The sequence below is a fragment of the Streptomyces sp. NPDC001750 genome, assembly GCF_042892615.1.
Classification (GTDB): Bacteria; Actinomycetota; Actinomycetes; order Streptomycetales; family Streptomycetaceae; genus Streptomyces.
In genome coordinates, this window is sequence record NZ_JBIAUE010000032.1 from 11,626 (window position 1) to 29,238 (window position 17,613).

14 protein-coding genes and 1 pseudogene are annotated in these 17,613 nt (G+C 69.9%); 12 read left to right on the top strand and 3 right to left on the bottom strand.

The genetic code is table 11. The features are described 5' to 3' along the window. Positions 1-87 precede the first annotated feature (87 nt). Positions 88-1,083: an ATP-binding protein gene (locus ACFYY6_RS32630; protein WP_351516888.1), complete on the bottom strand. Its 996-nt coding sequence runs from the start codon at positions 1,081-1,083 to the stop codon at positions 88-90. A 102-nt stretch (positions 1,084-1,185) separates the two neighbouring features. On the opposite strand from ACFYY6_RS32630, the gene ACFYY6_RS32635 reads away from it, so the two are divergent. Next, a complete protein-coding gene (locus tag ACFYY6_RS32635; protein WP_351516889.1) occupies positions 1,186-2,010 on the top strand; it encodes an oxidoreductase in 825 nt (274 codons plus the stop codon). Between the two features lie 770 nt (positions 2,011-2,780). Here ACFYY6_RS32635 and ACFYY6_RS32640 read toward each other — a convergent pair. Then, a complete protein-coding gene (locus ACFYY6_RS32640) occupies positions 2,781-3,620 on the bottom strand; it encodes an HAD-IB family hydrolase (protein WP_351516890.1) in 840 nt (279 codons plus the stop codon). A gap of 501 nt (positions 3,621-4,121) precedes the next feature. On the opposite strand from ACFYY6_RS32640, the gene ssd reads away from it, so the two are divergent. From ssd to ACFYY6_RS32675, 7 genes and pseudogenes are all read left to right on the top strand, one after another. Then, entirely contained in the window at positions 4,122-5,249 is a 1,128-nt protein-coding gene (ssd, locus tag ACFYY6_RS32645; RefSeq protein WP_386610368.1) for a septum site-determining protein Ssd, read from the top strand. Then, complete coding sequence (locus ACFYY6_RS32650) at positions 5,246-6,394, top strand: TadA family conjugal transfer-associated ATPase (RefSeq protein WP_351516892.1); 1,149 nt, start codon at positions 5,246-5,248, stop codon at positions 6,392-6,394. The genes ssd and ACFYY6_RS32650 overlap by 4 nt, the downstream gene beginning before the upstream one ends. Positions 6,395-6,456: 62 nt before the next feature. Next, positions 6,457-7,269 carry a type II secretion system F family protein gene (locus ACFYY6_RS32655; protein WP_351516979.1) on the top strand — a complete coding sequence of 271 codons (813 nt, stop codon included), beginning with the start codon at positions 6,457-6,459 and terminating at the stop codon, positions 7,267-7,269. Further along, the gene (locus ACFYY6_RS32660; protein ID WP_351516894.1) at positions 7,266-8,060 is read left to right on the top strand and encodes a type II secretion system F family protein; all 795 of its coding nucleotides are present in this window, start codon (positions 7,266-7,268) and stop codon (positions 8,058-8,060) included. Before ACFYY6_RS32655 ends, ACFYY6_RS32660 begins: the two co-directional genes overlap by 4 nt. A gap of 110 nt (positions 8,061-8,170) precedes the next feature. Continuing rightward, positions 8,171-8,371, top strand: a complete 201-nt coding sequence (locus ACFYY6_RS32665; RefSeq protein ID WP_386610371.1) for a DUF4244 domain-containing protein — start codon at positions 8,171-8,173, stop codon at positions 8,369-8,371. After that, positions 8,358-8,786, top strand: coding sequence for a TadE family type IV pilus minor pilin (locus ACFYY6_RS32670; protein WP_351516898.1), 429 nt, complete (start codon positions 8,358-8,360; stop codon positions 8,784-8,786). Before ACFYY6_RS32665 ends, ACFYY6_RS32670 begins: the two co-directional genes overlap by 14 nt. A gap of 293 nt (positions 8,787-9,079) precedes the next feature. After that, positions 9,080-9,301: pseudogene (locus ACFYY6_RS32675) on the top strand (Rv3654c family TadE-like protein); the annotation flags it as partial. Positions 9,302-9,341: 40 nt separating this feature from the next. Here the strand turns inward: ACFYY6_RS32675 and ACFYY6_RS32680 are convergent. Then, on the bottom strand, positions 9,342-11,981 hold the full coding sequence (locus ACFYY6_RS32680; RefSeq protein WP_351516899.1) for a DEAD/DEAH box helicase: 2,640 nt from the start codon (positions 11,979-11,981) through the stop codon (positions 9,342-9,344). A gap of 78 nt (positions 11,982-12,059) precedes the next feature. On the opposite strand from ACFYY6_RS32680, the gene ACFYY6_RS32685 reads away from it, so the two are divergent. The 4 genes from ACFYY6_RS32685 (at position 12,060) to ACFYY6_RS32700 (ending at position 17,601) form a co-directional block, all read left to right on the top strand. Beyond that, a complete protein-coding gene (locus tag ACFYY6_RS32685) occupies positions 12,060-12,413 on the top strand; it encodes an STAS domain-containing protein (protein ID WP_003967428.1) in 354 nt (117 codons plus the stop codon). An 896-nt stretch (positions 12,414-13,309) separates the two neighbouring features. Further along, on the top strand, positions 13,310-13,783 hold the full coding sequence (locus ACFYY6_RS32690) for an ATP-binding protein (RefSeq protein WP_351516901.1): 474 nt from the start codon (positions 13,310-13,312) through the stop codon (positions 13,781-13,783). 313 nt (positions 13,784-14,096) lie between these two features. Then, entirely contained in the window at positions 14,097-16,544 is a 2,448-nt protein-coding gene (locus tag ACFYY6_RS32695; protein ID WP_351630242.1) for a sodium-translocating pyrophosphatase, read from the top strand. 430 nt (positions 16,545-16,974) lie between these two features. Further along, entirely contained in the window at positions 16,975-17,601 is a 627-nt protein-coding gene (locus tag ACFYY6_RS32700; RefSeq protein WP_351516904.1) for a small secreted protein, read from the top strand. Positions 17,602-17,613: the final 12 nt, after the last annotated feature.

Below are 17,613 nucleotides of genomic sequence, written 5' to 3' on the forward strand. Positions count from 1 at the left end.
GACGTCCCGAGTGGCGTCCCGAGGATGGCGACTCGTCGTCCTCGAGCACATTTTTCACAGTCCTGTCCGCAGCCGGACGGGACCCGATCAGACTGGCTGCGCGGCATCCTCCCGTGCGAACCGCTCGTCGAGCACGAAAGAGGGGTCGACCTGGGCAGCCAGGTCGGCGCCTGTCTTCTCGTTGCCCCAGCTCTCGGCGTTCTTCAAATGGAAGTGCACCATTTGGCGGGTGTAACGCTCCCAGTCGCGTTGCCCGTACGAGTCGTCGGCGGCGTTCTGCAGAGCCTGCAGAGCCATCCGGTTTTCCACCTCCAGCTGCTCGAAACGGTCCGGCCGACCCTTCTCCATCGCCCGGACCCAGTCGGAGTGTCCGACGGTGATCAGCAGGTCGTCGCCGACCTCGGAGCGGAGGTACTCCAGATCGTCCTTGCTCTGAACCTTGTTGCCGACGACCCTCAGCGCGACCCCGAAGTCCCGTGCGTACTCCTTGTACTGGCGGTAGACCGAGACACCCTTCCGGGTCGGTTCGGCGACCAGGAACGTCATGTCGAAGCGAGTGAACATCCCGGAGGCGAACGAGTCTGATCCCGCCGTCATGTCGACGACGACGTAGTCGTCGGGGCCGTCGACGAGATGGTTGAGGCAGAGTTCCACCGCGCCGACCTTCGAGTGGTAGCAGGCCACGCCCAGATCCGACTCGGTGAATGGTCCGGTGGCCATCAGTCGGATCTCGCCGTCGTCGAGCCTGACCGTGCGTGCACATGCCTCGTAGATCGGATTGGTCTCGCGGACCCGCAGCAATTGTGAACCCTCGCCCGGCGGGGTCGTCTTGATCATCGTCTCGGCGGAGGCGATACGCGGATTGCTGCCGCGCAAGTACTCCTTGATCAGGGTCAGATGGGCTCCCATGGCCGGAAGTGCCGCGGCCTCCCGGTCGTCAAGCCCGAGAGCGGCCCCGAGGTGTTGGTTGATGTCGGCGTCCACCGCGACGACATGGGCTTCATTGGCTGCGAGGTGGCGAATGAAGAGCGAGGACAGCGTGGTCTTGCCGCTGCCGCCCTTGCCTACGAAAGCGATCTTCATGTTCACCTAGGGTAGTGCCATGACAGCGGTCCGCTGTTGCTCCTCGTGAAGAAGACCACCCCTGGGTGTCATCGGTGTGGTATGCGCGTAGCCTCGTTACTTATGAGTACGACTGCCCCCGATCCGCTCGCCGCTCTGAGTGCCCTGCCGGGAGTCGCCGAGGCGGTGGACTCCGTACGCAAGTCCGTGGACCGGGTCTACGGCCACCGCATCATGAGGCGCCGCAGCAACGAGGTCACCGCCGAAGCGGCGCTGCGTGGCGCCCGCGGCTCGGCCGTGCTGTCCGGTGCCGACTGGAATCTGGAGGAGGTGCGCCGACGCAGCGACTTCAGCGGTGACGACGAGGCGCGTGTTGTCGGAGCGGCCCTTCGGCTCACTGCCGAAGCCGGCCAACTGCTCTCCATCTGGCGGCAGTCGCCGTTGCGGGTGCTCGCGCGGTTGCATCTGGTCGCGGCCGGACGGGGGGAGCCCGAGGACGCCGTCGGCCGACCGCGGCTCGCGGGTGAACGCGTCGACGAACCGCTGATCGAAGCGCCGCTGCCCGATGCCGACGAGGTAGCCGGGCGACTGGACGGGCTTTCCGCGTTGATCCTTTCGGGGACTGCCGCGCCCGCGCTGGTGACGGCGGCGGTCGTGCACGGTGAACTCCTGGCCCTGCGTCCTTTCTGCTCGCACAACGGTCTCGTCGCCAGGACCGCCGAGCGGATCGTCCTGATCGGGAGCGGGCTCGACCCCAAGTCGATCTGCCCCGCCGAGGTGGGGTACGCCGAGCAGGGACGAGCGGCGTACGCGGCGGCGTTCGAGGGGTACCTGTCGGGTACGCCGGCCGGAATGGCGACCTGGATCGCGCACTGCGGAAAAGCTGTGGAACTGGGTGTCAGAGAGACGACGGCGGTCTGCGAGGCGCTGCAGCGCGGGGCCGCATGACCCGACGGCGGATCCGCGCGGCACGGTGACGGTTCCGAGGAGCCGGACCGGCGCACGAACGCGTTGGTTACGGGTAGGAGTGGAGCCTTGTCCCCCAAGCCGGGAACCTGCACCCGCGCGTGACTTCAGAGCGGTGGTCTCGTGGCCGCGCCCCCCGGACGGGGCGTTCGTTCGTCCGAGGCTGGGGAACGGCTTGCCGGGCGAGGAGCGCGTCCGGCGCAAAAGGGTTGCGGCGGTACCGTCCTCGGTACCGCCGCTGGCATGTCTACCCAGTTACCAAGCGTCCTCGATATATGCCCATCAGGTCGGGGTCCTTGCCCGATTCCTGGTGCGGCTGGCCCGTAATCGACGGGTCGACGTCGCGTGGGTACTCGGTTTTCATGCTCGGTCCGTGGGGCCTTCTGTGCGTTACAGGTAATCCTTTCGGATGTCCTTGGTCTCGCGGGCCGTTGAGTCCTTTGTACTCCAGAGCCGAGGTGAGCGGTAGTGGCGGCCACACTTCTTTACTTTTGGGTTCAATTACGGGCGAGTCGCGCATACCGGTCGGGCTGGTGGATCGGGCCTGACTCGGTGCATGAAATCGGAGTGCGCAGGCGACCGATGGTTCGGCCGTCGCGGGTTGCGAGAGAGGGGAGGGCCGGGCGGCCGCCTGAGCGGGGTTGGTGAGGCGGCGCCGCCCGGCCCATGGTGTCCGGCCCCGGGGTGTTCAGTTCTGTTGGCGGTGGTTCGTGCGGGACGTCATGTCGGCTGTCAGGCCCTCGTGTCCGCTGTCAGAGGGAGGCCGTGGTGCTTCGGCGACGGGAGGTGTACCAGACCAGTCCCGCCGTGACGGCGGCGGCGCCCACTGCCGCGGCCGCGACCAGTGCCGGACGCGGCGGCATGGCGAAGGTGGGCAGCCGTTGCTTGAGGCGGACCGGGCGGTCGAAGACGAGAATCGGCCACTCGCGAAGGGTCGCTTCGCGGCGGAGGGCGCGGTCCGGATTCACCGCGTGGGGGTGCCCGACAGACTCCAGCATCGGTACGTCCGTCGCGGAGTCGCTGTAGGCGTAGCAGCGCGAGAGGTCGTACCCCTCCGACACCGCGAGCGCCTTGATCGCCTCGGCCTTCGTAGGTCCGTAGGCGTAGTACTCGACTTCTCCGGTGAAGCAGCCGTCGTCGCCGACGACCATCCGAGTGGCGACGACCCGGTCGGCACCGAGCAGCTCACCGATCGGTTCGACGACCTCCGCGCCCGAGGTGGAGACGATCACCACATCGCGTCCGGCGGTGTGGTGTTCCTCGATGAGCGTCGCCGCCTCGTCGTAGATGATCGGGTCGATCAGGTCGTGCAGGGTCTCGGCGACGATTTCCTTCACTTGCTGGACGTTCCAGCCCTTGCATAGCGCGGAGAGATATTCCCGCATCCGTTCCATCTGGTCGTGATCTGCACCTCCGGCAAGGAACACGAACTGCGCGTACGCGGTGCGCAGTACGGCGCGGCGGTTGATCAGTCCGCCATGGTAGAAGGACTTGCTGAAGGTCAGCGTCGAAGACTTCGCAATGACCGTCTTGTCCAGGTCGAAGAAGGCTGCTGTGCGCGGCAAGAAGCGGTTTTCCACAACGCAGAGCATAGGGGCCCACCATTCGGCGTAAAATCCGGCGCGTGGGTTTGCCTGAGAAGGCTCTCGGGTACACCATGGAAGTCACGGATCGTTCGCGACCGTGCTAACCCGGTCCGGCTCCTCCCCCCCCGAGTCGGCCGTGGGGACGACCCCCGCTCTCCCCCCCGGCGGGGGTCGTCGCATGTCCGGGCACGTTTCTGTCGCACGGAATCAAGCATTCTGCCTCCATTTCGGGCGCACCGGTTCGCTGCCGGCTCCGTCTCCTCCATCTTGACCCGTCACGGTCGGTGACGGAAGGGCTGCTCTCCGGAAGTCATCGGTATGGGTGACGGAGTTATTCACAGGGGCGGAGTTGTCCACAGTTTTTGAGCAAGATCCACAAGATTTCCGGAAGCGTTGCACGGTGATTCCGGCCGCGAAGTCCGCGGGTTGCGGAATCGCTGATCTCGGAAACGTCCCGAGATCGTTGCGAACCCGCGATGAACGTGCAGTGAGAAGGGGGCGGAGATCGTGGCTGAATCCATCGCTCGGGACCGTCTGCCGACCGCCGGAGCGCGGCGGGGCGGACCGTTGATCGTGACCGAGGACGTGGAACTCCTCGATGATCTGCTGCGGCTGTGCGCCGCTGCCGGAGCGGAACCGGAAGTTCATCACTCGTTGCCCGAGCGCAGGGGCAGCTGGGAACAGGCCCCGATGGTTCTCGTGGGGGACGACGCCGCGCGAAGGTGCCGGGGGGCCGGGCGCAGGCGCGGGGTGATGCTCGTCGGGAGGGACGAGGATGCGCCGGACGTCTGGCGCAGTGCCGTGGAGATCGGTGCCGAATACGTCCTGAGGCTGCCTGAATCGGAAGGGTGGCTCGTCGATCAGATCGCCAACGCGACGGAAGGTGTCGGCCGCTCCGCGCTCACCGTCGGGGTGATCGGCGGCCGGGGAGGTTCCGGGGCCTCCACGCTGGCCTGTGCCCTCGCGGTGACCGCGGCCAGGGCGGGGTGGCGATCGATGCTGATCGACGGCGACCCGCTCGGCGGAGGCATCGATGTGCTGCTCGGCGGCGAGCGAGTCGAGGGCATGCGATGGCCGGATTTCGCCCATTCCAAAGGGAGGGTCGGCGCCGGTGCGCTGGAGGAGTCGCTGCCAGCACTGCATGGGCTGCGGGTGCTCAGCTGGGGCCGCGACGACTGTGTGACCATTCCGCCGCCGGCCATGCGGGCGGTCCTGGCGGCGGCGCGCAGGCTCGGCGGTGTGGTGGTCGTGGATCTGCCGCGCCGGGTCGACGAGTCGGTGGCCGAGGCGCTCGGCCAGCTGGACCTCGGGCTGCTGGTGGTGCCCGGAGAGCTCCGCGCGGTCGCGGCGGCCAAGCGGGTGGCATCGACGGTTGGGATGATCCTGGACGACCTCCGGGTGGTGGCCCGCGGCCCCTACGCGGCAGGGCTCGATGAGCGGTGGGTGGCGCAGGCGCTGGGGCTGCCGCTCGCCGGTGAACTCCCGCTCGACGCGGGGCTGTCGGCGGCGCAGGAGAGCGGCGCGCCTCCTGGTGGCAGTCCGCGCGATCTGCTGGCCAGGTTCTGCGCGGCGTTCTGGGAGCGGGCTTCGGTTCCGGACGGCGTGGCAGGAATCGGTGCGGGAGAGGTGTCATGACCGAGACGCTGCTCGACGCCGTACGGCAACGGCTGGCGCAGAGCGGCGCGGCGCCGACGCCTGCGGGTGTGGCGGCCGCGTTGCGGGCCCAGGGACGGTTGCTCGGGGATACCGAAGTACTTTGCGCGGCCGACGAGTTGCGGGGCGAACTGGTCGGGACCGGGGTGCTGGAGCCGCTTCTTGCCGACGCAGCGGTGACGGACGTACTCGTCTCCGCACCGGACCGGGTGTGGGTGGACCGGGGCAGTGGTCTCGAACTCACCGGGGTGACGTTCCGGGATGCCGCAGCGGTGCGCAGGCTGGCGCAGCGCCTGGCTGCCGTGGCGGGGAGACGACTGGACGACGCCCGGCCCTGGGTGGATGCCAGACTGCCGGACGGCACCCGCATGCACGCCGTTCTGCCGCCTGTGTCCGTCGGCTCGACGTGTCTGTCGCTCCGTGTGGTGAGGCCCAGGGCGTTCTCACTTATGGAACTGGTCGAGGCCGGGACCGTGCCGCCGGGCGGTGATCGGGTGTTGAGGGCACTGGTCGAGGCCCGGATCTCGTATTTGATCAGTGGTGGGACCGGCGCCGGGAAGACGACGCTCCTGTCGAGCCTGCTGGGGGCGGTCGGGGAACGCGAACGGATCGTGCTCGCCGAGGACTCGGCGGAGTTGCGGCCGGACCATCCGCACGTGGTGCGCCTGGAGTCCCGCCCCGCCAACCAGGAGGGAGCGGGGCGGGTGACCCTCCGTGACCTGGTACGGCAGGCGCTGCGCATGCGGCCCGACCGACTGGTGGTCGGAGAGGTGAGGGGCGCCGAAGTCTCGGAATTGCTGGCGGCACTGAACACCGGGCACGAAGGCGGGTGCGGGACGGTTCACGCGAATGCCGCCGAGCACGTCCCGGCCCGTCTCGAAGCGCTGGGAACGGCGGCGGGGCTGGACCGGACAGCTCTGCACAGCCAGTTGGCAGCGGCACTGTCGGTGGTCGTCCATCTCGTGCGGGACCGGACCGGACAGCGGCGGATCGCGGAAGTGCACGTCCTGGACAGGAATACGTCCGGGCTGGTTGTGACCGAGCCGGCACTGCGCTGGGACACCGACGGTTTCGCCCGGGAGCGAGGCTGGGAGCGGCTTCGGTCGCTGATCGGAGGTGCGCTGTGAGCGGGGGTGTGACGGCGGGGCTGTCACCCGGCGCGAACTGCGCGGCGGTGCTGTGCCTCGCCATGGTGGTCTGGTCACTGGTGGTGCGGAGCCGGGGACGGCGCAGAGCCCGGGTGCTGTTCGCCGACGTGGTGGAGTCGCCGCTGCGCCATTGGGGGGAGCGGACCTGGGCCCGGCTCCGGAAGCGGACGCGGGAGCGGCAGGAGTGGTTATGCCTCCTGGCGGCGTTGATCGTCGCCGTGCTGGGGCGGTCCGTGCTTCCGATGCTGGCCGGAGTGGCCGCGGTTCCGTTGGTGCGGCGGTGGCTGCGACGACGGGCTCTGCGGCGTGAGCGGGAACGCGGGGCCGATGGGGTGGTCGCTCTGTGCGGTGTTGTCGCGGGCGAGTTGCGGGCCGGGCACGAGCCGGGGAGGGCGTTGCTCGTCGCGGTGCGAGGGGCCGGGGTGCTGGGGTCGGCGGAGGCCGGTGTGTCCGCTGCCGCGCGATTCGGCGGGGACGTGCCGACGGCACTCGGTCAGGCGGCCCGGGTGCCGGGGCTGGACGGGCTTGCCGGGGTGGCGGCCTGCTGGCGCGTGGCGGTGGACGGAGGCGCGGGTCTCGCGGCGGGTCTGGACCGGTTGGAGAGCGCTTTGCGTGCGGAGCGGCGCAGACGGGAGGAGTTGCGGGCCCAATTGGCCGGAGCATGGTCGACGGTGGCAGTACTGGCGCTCTTGCCGGTGCTGGGACTGGGGCTGGGGGCTGCACTGGGGGCCGAACCGTTGCGGGTGCTGCTCCACACCCCGGGTGGGTTGGCCTGCCTGGTGACGGGTGCGTCGCTGGAGGCGGCCGGGCTCTGCTGGGCCGCTCGGATCGTACGGGCGGCGGAGACGGCATGAGCGTGGTGATTGGTGGAGTCGGCTACGGGGTGGCGGTCGCGTCGGTTGGTGTGGGCACGGCCGTGTGTCTGGCACTTGCCCTGGTGGGGCGGCGACGGAGGCGTGAGGGACGCCGTCGAGGTGCGTTGCTGTTCGGGACCGGCCCGGAAACGCGCGGAAGCGGGCGGATGGTGCCCGGTGTCCGGGTGAAGGAGTGGATGACGCCGGTAGGGGTTGCTGCGGCGGGCGTGGTTCTGGTGGGTGGCCTGTCAGGGTGCGTGGCCGGCCTGGTGGCGGCGTACGGCGCATGGCGGTGGCGACGGAAGCATCGCTGCCGGAAAGCGGAACCGGACGCTGCGGAGGCTGCGGAGGTGGTGCGCCAACTTCCGCTCGCGGCAGATCTCTTGGCCGCCTGCATCTCGGCTGGTGCTGGGCCGAGGGAGGCGGCGGAGGCCGTGGGGGAGTCGCTGGGCGGTCCGGTGGGCGTGCGATTGGCGCGGACCGCCGCGGAGATCCGGCTGGGCGGTGACCCCACGGCGGCCTGGGGGAGGTTCGGCGAGATACCCGGTGCACGCGCCCTGTCCCGATGCCTGGACCGGGCGGGGTCGACCGGGGCCCCGGCAGCGGAACCGGTGGCGCGGCTGGCCGAGGCGATGCGGGCGGAGCGGGCGAGCGCGGCGGTGGCGCGTGCGCAACGGGCGGGTGTGCTGATCACCGCGCCGGTCGGGCTTTGTTTCCTCCCCGCCTTCCTGTCCGTCGGGGTGGCACCGGTGGTGATCGGCCTGGCGACCGGCCTGCTGCACACCGACTGACATAGAGCGGTCCGTGACCTTCCGATTCTGTGCGAATCGACGCGAAACCGGTGTGAATCAATTCGAATCAATAAGTATCAGTGCGAAACGGGCATGTCATGGGGGTTGGAATGGCACAGCGAATCAGTGGCTGGGTGCGGGGGCTGATGCGTCGGATCCGGGCGGACGACGGAATGACGACATCCGAGTACGCGGTGGGGACGATCGCCGCCTGTGCGTTCGCGGCGGTGCTCTACAAGGTGGTCACCAGCCAAACGGTCATGTCTGCGCTGCAGTCACTGCTGAAGGACGCGCTCGATGCGAAGTTCTAGGGATGGCCACGGCACGGGGGACAAGGGCCGTCCCAGAACCGTCGGTGGGTGCGGGGGCGAGGGAAGGAACGAGGACCGGGGTGCGGTGACGGCGGAGGCGGCCATGGCGATTCCGGTGCTGGTGGTGTTCGCCCTGTCGCTGGTCTGGGCGTTGATGGCCGCCGCGGCTCAGATCCGGTGCGTGGACGCGGCCAGGGCCGGGGCGCGGGCGGCGGCCCGCTCGGAACCGGAGGCCCAGGCGCTGGAGGTCGCACGCGCGGCGGCACCCGGTGGAGCCGAGGTCTCGATGGAACGGACCGGCGAGTTGTGGCGGGTACGGGTGGCGGCGCCGACGCCCGGCCTCGGCCCGCTGGCCCTGACACTTCACGCGGAGGCGGCGGCGCTGGCCGAGGACACGGTGGGGGTGGAGTCATGACCGGGGGAGGCGTGGTGAACGGGGAAGGGAGAGAGCGGAAGGGCGTTGTTGGCGGGCCGAGCCCTCATGGGACTGAGGGTCCCTGGCTCGGGCCTGGGGCCGGGGCCGGGCCTCGGTACGACCCCGGCTGCGATCCGGGCCCGGACGGTGCACGGGCCCGGTGCGGATCGGTCCGGGGGTGTGGAACAGTCCGGGACCGCGAATCCGTTCCGGTCCGGATCGGAGCCCCGGACCGGGGGCGGGCCCGGAGACGGCCGGGCCCGGACGACGGGGTGGCGACGGTGTGGGTGGCGATGACGGCCGCGACCCTGTGCGCGGTGTTCGCCGTCGTGCTGGCGCTCGGACAGGTGGTCGTCGTCAAGCACCGGGCCGGGGGAGCGGCGGACCTCGCGGCCCTGGCAGCCGCCGACCGGGCCCTGCGAGGGGCAGAGCAGGCGTGCGAGGCGGCCGAGAGGGTGGCCGCTGCACAGGGGGCGACGGTGGTGCGGTGCACGGTGCGCGGGGAGATCGCCGACGTCACGGCCCGGGCGGGTTTTGGGCCGTACGAACCGGAGGTCAGGTCTCGGGCGGGCCCTCCGACGGCTCCTCCCGGCCCTCCGGCATCGGCGTTGCTTCCGATGGTTCCTCCCGGATCAGCGGTTCTGCCGACTCTGGGTCCATCGCCCCCGGATCTGCCGTCTCCGAGTCTGCGGCCGCCGGTGATGCTGGGGGATTCGGGGGAGCCAGGGGACCCGATTCCTCGGGTTCCGGTGGAGCGGACCGGAGAAGTTCGCTGAGGAGGCGCACGGCACCGCGCTTGTGCAGCGGATCGTTGCCGTTGCCGCACTTGGGGGACTGGATGCAGGAAGGGCAGCCCGCCTCGCATTCGCAGGACGCGATGGCCTCGCGGGTCGCGGTCAGCCACGCACGGGCGGTGTGGAAGGCCCGTTCGGCGAATCCGGCGCCGCCCGGGTGGCCGTCGTACACGAAGACCGTGGGCAGCAGGGTGTCCGGGTGCAATGGCACGGAGACACCGCCGATGTCCCACCGGTCGCAGGTGGCGAAGAGCGGCAGCATCCCGATGGAGGCGTGCTCGGCGGCGTGCAGGGCGCCGCCGAGGATCTCCGGGTTGATGCGGGCGGCATCGAGCTGGTCCTCGGTGACCGTCCACCACACGGCGCGGGTGCGCAGGGTGCGGGGCGGCAGGTCCAGTCTGGTCTCGCCGAGCACCTCGCCGTTGATCAGTTTGCGGCGCAGGAAGGAGACGACCTGGTTGGTGACTTCCACGGATCCGTAGCAGAGCCGCCCGTCGCCCCATGGGATCTCGGTGTCGGTCTCCAGGACGGCGATGGAGGTGGTGTCGCGGGCGGTCGTCGAGTACGGCGGTGCCGCCTCCTCGACCAGGGCCACCGAGTCCTCCAGATCCAGCTTCCGGACGAGATAGGTGCGGCCCTGGTGGAGATGGACGGCACCTTCGTGGACGGCGGTGTGCGCGGCGGCCTCGTCGACCGTGCCCAGCAGTCGGCCGGTGCCCTCCTCGACGATCTGGACGGGGCGGCCGCCCTCGCCCCGGATGTCGGTGAGATCGGCGGCGCGTTCACGACGGGTCCAGTGCCAGCCCGATGCCCGTCGGCGCAGGAGCTTCGCGGCCTCCAGTTGCGGCAGCAGACCGGCGGCGGCCGGACCGAAGAGTTCCAGATCCGGTTCGGTGAGTGGGAGCTCCGCGGCGGCGGCGCAGAGGTGTGGGGCGAGGACGTACGGATTGTCCGGGTCCAGGACGGTCGATTCCACGGGCTGCCGGAACAGCGCCTCGGGGTGGTGGACGAGGAAGGTGTCCAGCGGGTCGTCGCGGGCCACCAGCACCGCCAGGGCACCTCGGCCGGAGCGTCCGGCGCGACCGGCCTGCTGCCACAGCGACGCCCTGGTGCCGGGGTAGCCGGCGATGACGACGGCGTCCAGGCCGGAGACGTCGACGCCGAGCTCCAAGGCGGTGGTGGCGGCCAGACCGAGGAGCCGGCCGGAGTGCAGGGCACGTTCCAGTGCGCGGCGCTCCTCGGGGAGGTACCCGCCCCGGTAGGCGGCGACCCGGGCCGGTAGGGAGCGGTCCACCTCGGCGAGGCGTTCCTTGGCGATGACGGAGATCAGCTCGGCGCCGCGGCGGGAGCGTACGAAGGCGACCGAGCGGACACCCTGGACGGTGAGGTCGGTGAGGAGGTCGGCGGCCTCGGCGGTGGCGGTACGGCGCACCGGCGCGCCCTTCTCGCCGTGCAGTTCGGTCAGGGGCGGCTCCCACAGGGCGAAGACCAGCTCGCCGCGGGGCGAGGAGTCGTCGGAGACCTCCTTGACGGGGAGCCCGGTGAGGCGGCCCGCCGCGACGGCCGGTTCGGCGGCGGTGGCCGAGGCGAGGAGGAAGACCGGATCCGCCCCGTAGCGGGCGCACAGGCGGCGCAGCCGCCGTACGACCTGGGCGACGTGGGAGCCGAAGACGCCCCGGTACGTGTGGCACTCGTCGATGACGACGTAGCGCAGAGCGCGCAGGAAGGAGGACCAACGAGGGTGGGAGGGGAGTATCCCGCGGTGCAGCATGTCGGGATTGGTCAGGACGTGATTGGCGTACTGGCGCACCCATTCGCGTTCTTCGACCGGAGTGTCGCCGTCGTACACCGCGGGCCTGATGGCGTTGCCGAGGGGCGCCGCGAGTTCCTTCACGGCGCGCCGCTGATCGGCGGCCAGGGCCTTGGTGGGGGCGAGGTACAGGGCGGTCGCGCCTCGGCCGTTCGGGGCCTCGGAACCGTCGAGCAGGGCGGTGAGCACCGGGGCGAGGTAGGCCAGCGACTTCCCGGACGCCGTCCCCGTGGCGATGATCACGGAATCGCCGTCCAGAGCGTGCTCGGCGGCCACCGCCTGATGCACCCAGGGGTGCTCGATTCCCGCCCGCTGGATCGCGGCGATCACTTCTGGACGGATGCGATCGGGCCAGATGGCATGGGTTCCCGTACGCGGGGGCAAGTGCTCCGTATGAGTGATGCGCGCGGACCGGCCCGCCGCTGCGGCGAGCCGGTCGAGGACCATGGCGGGAGACGGGCCGGAGTCCGTGTTCCCGGGCGGTCGACTGGGGCGGTGATTCTTGGCCATCGGCACCGAGTGTGTCACTGGCGTGACGGACAATGGTCCCAAGGCGTCGTGCATGGCTGCTGGTAAGTGATTGAATGCCATCGCGGCTGGCGATCCGTCCCCTGGCTCCGCCGGGGAGACCGAGGGGCGACCGCTCGATAGCAAGGTGCTGGAGGATCCGTGGACCTGTCCTTGTCGACTCGCAATGTGTCCGGCCCTGGTGGCGACCGTACGGTCGTCGAGGTCGGTGGCGAGATTGATGTGTATACCGCGCCAAAGCTGCGCGAGCAGTTGGTCGAGTTGGTGAATGACGGCAGCTACCACCTGGTTGTCGACATGGAAGGCGTGGACTTCCTCGACTCCACCGGCCTCGGCGTGCTCGTGGGCGGCCTGAAGCGTGTCCGGGCCCACGAGGGCTCGCTGCGCCTGGTGTGCAACCAGGAGCGCATTCTCAAGATCTTCCGGATCACCGGTCTGACCAAGGTGTTCCCGATTCACACCACGGTCGACGAGGCGGTCGCGGCCACCGACTGACGGTCCGGTCCGCCCGGATACGGACTGATGGTCCGGTCCGCCCCGATGCGTCGGGGCGGCGGCGGTCCGTCGATTTCGCATGCGCTCCAGTGACCGGATCGGCCGACAACAGCCGGTCCGGTACGCGGCAGGAGTATTCGTTGGCCGCTGGTTCGCGTATCGGCCGGCAGACGAGCGGCTGTACGGAGCGGTGCGTCCGACGGCCGTCTGTCGGCGTGGGCCGGCATGTGCCCGGCCGCCTGCTCGGGCATGTCGAGCATCGGGCACGTCGGCCGGGGTGTCGCGTCCGGTCCTGAGCGACCGGGTGTCACGACTCGCCGGATACCTGCCGGCCGGACGGCGGACATCCGCCAGTCGACCGGTCGGGTGCCGGGCATTCGGCGGGGTGGTTGACCGGTGAGGGCCCGGATGGCATCGCTCCGAGCAGCCATCCGAGTGATCGGGAGGTCGTCGGCCGACCGGTCTGCGTGGTCCGCGTGGAGTGTGTGCCCCGGACCGTTCGTCGGCCGACTGACAGGCTGATCGCCCGTCGATCGGTGCCGCGGGCCGGGCCTTCCGTGCGGTCGGTGATTGCACGTCGGCCGCGGCGGACGGCCGTGGCCGACGACAAGCCCTTCGGCCGATGGGCTCGTCGGCAGAACGGGACGGTTCGGGGCGGGATCGGCGATGGTCCGGGGCCGGTTCCGTACGAAGCCGTGGGCAAGGAGCCGGACGAAGGAACCGGACGCGGAAATGAGCGCGGAAACGGGCCGACGCGGGACCAGCGCCTGGCAGGCTGGAGGCCGACCCGGCGATGGCCGAGATGAAGACCAGAGGAATACCGGAAGAAGAGCCGGAGCGGCGGGCAGCGTGCCCGGGCTCCCGGGATGCACGCCCGTACGTCTGAGGGGGATCGCATGGCCACTGTTGAACTCCGCTTCAGCGCCCAGCCCGAACACGTCAGGACGGCGCGCCTCGTGGCCGCCGCCGTGGCGCGCCGCGCAGGTGTCGATGAAGCCGTGCTCGACGAGGTCCGACTCGCCGTCGGTGAAGCCTGCAGCCGCGCCGTGGGGCTGCATCGCAGTCATGGCATCACCGCTCCCGTCTCCGTCGCCCTGACCGAGGAGGAGAAGTCCTTCTCCATCGAGGTCGGGGACGAGGTGCCCGGACCGGGTGCGGAGCCCGCTCCCGGCGCAGGCCCCGCGGCCCGCGGTGCGGCACTCCGCGCGGGCCTCGACGAGCCGGAGCCCGGCACCGAGGCCGACGGCGAGGACGAGATGGGTCTCGCGGTCATCAGCGGCCTCGTCGACGACATGGAGGTCAGATCCGGGATCAACGGCGGAGTGATCCGTATGACCTGGCCCAGGATGCCCGCGCCAGCGCTTCCCTGAGACGAGCGCCGCCGCCGTCATGGGCGGCGGCCCGCCGCCCATGACGGCTCCCGAGCCCCGGTCCTGCCGATTCCTTGATCGATCCGCCTCATGGCCCCGCTGAGCACTGCTGAGCGGGGTCTCTTTCATTTCTGCGTGATCGATGGTCCGCAGAAAATGGTTCTGCCGCATTACTGCATTTGGAGTGATCTGCTGCCCGATCATTTATCGATCAGGTCGTGAACGTTAATTACATTTGCAGTGCACTGTTTTGCTCGGTCCGGTCTCCTTACAATTCGTCCACGTCTTGAGCGCTGAGCGTCAAGGAGGACGTATGGCGGAGATCTTCAACACCCCACTGGCAGGACTGGCGCAAGATTCCGCACTTTCCGCACGTTCGGACCGGCCGTCTTCCCTCGCGGCCGCGGTGCTCACCGATGACAATCGCGTCATCGTGGTCGCCGTCGCGGTCGTGGCCGTCGCCGCGCTGGTCGTCGCCCGGTTGCTGCTGCGCCAGGTGCTGGCGGCGGGCGAGGGGACCGACCGGATGAAGGAGATCGCGGCCGCCGTTCAGGAGGGCGCGAATGCGTACCTGGCCCGGCAGTTGCGTACCGTCGGCGTCTTCGCGGTCGTGGTCTTCTTCCTGCTCCTCCTGCTCCCCGCCGACAACTGGTCGCAGCGTGCGGGCCGCTCGCTCTTCTTTCTGGTGGGCGCGCTTTTCTCGGCGACCACCGGATACATCGGCATGCGGCTCGCCGTGCGCAGCAATGTCCGTGTGGCTGCCGCTGCGCGTGAGGCGACTCCGGAAGAAGGCGAACCGAAAAAGGACCTCACCGCCGTCTCGCACAAGGCGATGAAGATCGCTTTTCGTACGGGTGGTGTGGTCGGCTTGATCACCGTGGGGCTCGGGCTGCTCGGGGCCTCCTGCGTCGTACTCGTCTACGCCGCGGACGCCCCGAAGGTCCTGGAGGGCTTCGGGCTCGGGGCCGCACTCATCGCCATGTTCATGAGGGTCGGTGGCGGTATCTTCACGAAGGCCGCGGACGTCGGTGCCGACCTCGTCGGCAAGGTCGAGCAGGGGATCCCGGAGGACGACCCGCGCAACGCCGCCACGATCGCCGACAACGTGGGCGACAACGTCGGCGACTGCGCGGGCATGGCGGCCGACCTCTTCGAGTCGTACGCCGTGACGCTCGTGGCCGCGCTCATCCTCGGGAAGGCCGCCTTCGGGGACTTCGGGCTGGCCTTCCCGCTGATCGTTCCGGCGATCGGCGTGGTCACCGCGGTGATCGGGATCTTCGCGGTCGCCCCCCGGCGCGCGGACCGCAGTGGAATGACGGCCATCAACCGCGGCTTCTTCGTCTCCGCCGTGATCTCGCTGGCGCTGGTGGCCGCGGGCGTCTTCGCCTACCTGCCGTCCTCGTACGCGGAGCTGGACGGCGTCACCGACACCGCCATCACCTCGCGCGACGGGGACCCGCGGATCTTCGCCCTGGTCGCCGTCGCCATCGGGATCGTGCTGGCCGCCCTGATCCAGCAGCTGACCGGCTACTTCACCGAGACGAGCCGACGCCCGGTCCGGGACATCGGCAAGTCCTCGCTGACCGGTCCGGCCACCGTCGTGCTCGCGGGCGTCTCCGTCGGACTGGAGTCCGCCGTCTACGCGGCGCTGCTGATCGGCCTGGGCGTCTACGGGGCGTTCCTGCTCGGCGGCATGTCGATCATGCTGGCGCTGTTCGCGGTGGCCCTGGCGGGGACGGGGCTGCTCACGACCGTCGGGGTCATCGTGGCCATGGACACGTTCGGACCGGTCTCCGACAACGCACAGGGCATCGCCGAGATGTCCGGCGACGTCACAGGCGCGGGCGCGCAGGTCCTCACCGACCTGGACGCCGTCGGCAACACCACGAAGGCCATCACCAAGGGCATCGCCATCGCCACCGCGGTCCTGGCGGCGTCGGCGCTGTTCGGCTCGTACCGCGACGCGATCGCCGGGGCCGTCGGGGGCGTGGGGGCCGGGGCCGGGGCGATGTCCCTCAGCCTGGACATCTCGCAGCCCAACAACCTGGTGGGCCTGATGTTGGGCGCCGCGGTCGTCTTCCTCTTCTCCGGACTGGCGATCAACGCGGTGTCCAGGTCCGCCGGGGCCGTGGTCCACGAGGTGCGGCGGCAGTTCCGCGAGCATCCCGGGATCATGGACCGCAGCGAGAAGCCGGAGTACGGACGTGTCGTCGACATCTGCACGAAGGACGCGCTGCGTGAGCTCGCCACGCCCGGCCTGCTCGCCGTGCTGGCGCCGATCGCCGTCGGGTTCACCCTCGGCGTCGGGGCGCTCGGCTCGTACCTCGCGGGCGCCATCGGCGCGGGGACGCTGATGGCGGTGTTCCTCGCCAACTCCGGTGGTGCCTGGGACAACGCCAAGAAGCTCGTCGAGGACGGCCGGCACGGTGGCAAGGGCAGCGAGGCCCATGCGGCGACCATCATCGGTGACACGGTCGGCGACCCGTTCAAGGACACCGCGGGACCGGCCATCAACCCCCTGTTGAAGGTGATGAACCTGGTCGCGCTGCTCATCGCCCCGGCGGTGGTGCAGTTCAGCTATGGGCAGGACGCCAGCCCCGCGGTCCGGGCGGTGGTGGCGGCGCTCGCCGTCGTCGTCATCGTGTGCGCGGTCTACGTCTCCAAGCGACGCGGGATCGCCGTCGGGGACGCGGAGGAGCCCGGTGACGGGGACGGGGGCGGCGGCAGCCACGCCCGTCCCGGCCGGGCGACCGTGTCGTGAGGCGGTGAGAGGGACGGAGCAACGACCGGGCGGACGAAGGGGGCTGATGCCCCGTCCGCCCGGCCGATGCCGCTCACCGGAAAAACCGTGGTCGGTCGGCCCGGTCGGCCGTGTGGCGGCTCGGGGGAGCAGGCGGAGTGGTGCGGTGCTGCAGCAGGGTGCCGGTGCGGGTACCGGGTGTCGGCTGGTTCGTGGGGTATTCGCTGCATGTGGGTCCCCGCATCCGTACGCATGCATGTGTGTACATGTGCGGGTAGTGCTGTTCGCTCGGGTGTTCCCGTTTTCGGTAGCTGTGCGGGTGAGTTGTATCTCCCTCATTTCCCTTGGTGCAAATGGCTGCAAAAGGTGATCCATCGGACGGGAGGCACCCGGATGGAGGGCGCCCGACGTGTAAGTTCCGGGGCCGAGAGTCTTGGAAGGGACCGATCCGGTGAACAAGAAGCTTGCGGCCGCACTGTCCGGCGGTGCGGTACTGGTACTCACGCTGTCGGGCTGTGGTGGCGACGACAAGAGCGAGAAGGTGAACGCCTGGGCCAAGAAGGTCTGTGACCAGGTCCAGCCCCAGCTGCAGAAGATCGCGAACGCCAACGCCGCCATCCAGCAGCAGACCGCCGACAACAGCAAGCCCGCCGATGTCCAGAAGACCGACTCGGCCGCCTTCCAGCAGATCTCGCAGGCGTACAAGGCGCTGGGCAAGGCCGTCGAGTCGGCGGGCCCGCCGCCCGTCGACAACGGCGAGGCCACGCACAAGGACGCCGTGAAGGAGCTCAACACCTCCTCCGCGGCGTACGCGGACCTGCAGAAGAAGGTCGACGCCCTCGATACGAAGGACCAGGCGAAGTTCGCCGACGGCCTCAAGGGCATCGCGGACGAGCTGAACAAGATCAGCTCCAATGGCGACCAGGCCCTGAAGAGGCTTCAGTCCGGCGATGTCGCCACCGCGATGGCGAAGCAGAAGGGCTGCCAGAAGCCGACGGCCTCGGTGCCGCCCAAGAACACCACCCCGGGATCGGGCGCCCCGGCGGCGCCGTCCACCTCGCCCAGCAAGGAGTCCTGACCGGTCGGCCCG

Excerpts from the sequence above, each read along its gene's own strand:
- ACFYY6_RS32640 (WP_351516890.1), bottom strand. The coding sequence starts at position 3,620 with ATGCTCTGCGTTGTGGAAAACCGCTTCTTGCCGCGCACAGCAGCCTTC.
- ACFYY6_RS32650 (WP_351516892.1), top strand. The coding sequence starts at position 5,246 with ATGACCGAGACGCTGCTCGACGCCGTACGGCAACGGCTGGCGCAGAGC.
- ACFYY6_RS32655 (WP_351516979.1), top strand. The coding sequence starts at position 6,457 with ATGGTGGTCTGGTCACTGGTGGTGCGGAGCCGGGGACGGCGCAGAGCC.
- ACFYY6_RS32690 (WP_351516901.1), top strand. The coding sequence starts at position 13,310 with ATGGCCACTGTTGAACTCCGCTTCAGCGCCCAGCCCGAACACGTCAGG.
- ACFYY6_RS32665 (WP_386610371.1), top strand. The coding sequence starts at position 8,171 with ATGGCACAGCGAATCAGTGGCTGGGTGCGGGGGCTGATGCGTCGGATC.
- ACFYY6_RS32695 (WP_351630242.1), top strand. The coding sequence starts at position 14,097 with ATGGCGGAGATCTTCAACACCCCACTGGCAGGACTGGCGCAAGATTCC.
- ACFYY6_RS32660 (WP_351516894.1), top strand. The coding sequence starts at position 7,266 with ATGAGCGTGGTGATTGGTGGAGTCGGCTACGGGGTGGCGGTCGCGTCG.
- ACFYY6_RS32680 (WP_351516899.1), bottom strand. The coding sequence starts at position 11,981 with ATGGCATTCAATCACTTACCAGCAGCCATGCACGACGCCTTGGGACCA.
- ACFYY6_RS32670 (WP_351516898.1), top strand. The coding sequence starts at position 8,358 with ATGCGAAGTTCTAGGGATGGCCACGGCACGGGGGACAAGGGCCGTCCC.
- ACFYY6_RS32635 (WP_351516889.1), top strand. The coding sequence starts at position 1,186 with ATGAGTACGACTGCCCCCGATCCGCTCGCCGCTCTGAGTGCCCTGCCG.
- ACFYY6_RS32630 (WP_351516888.1), bottom strand. The coding sequence starts at position 1,083 with ATGAAGATCGCTTTCGTAGGCAAGGGCGGCAGCGGCAAGACCACGCTG.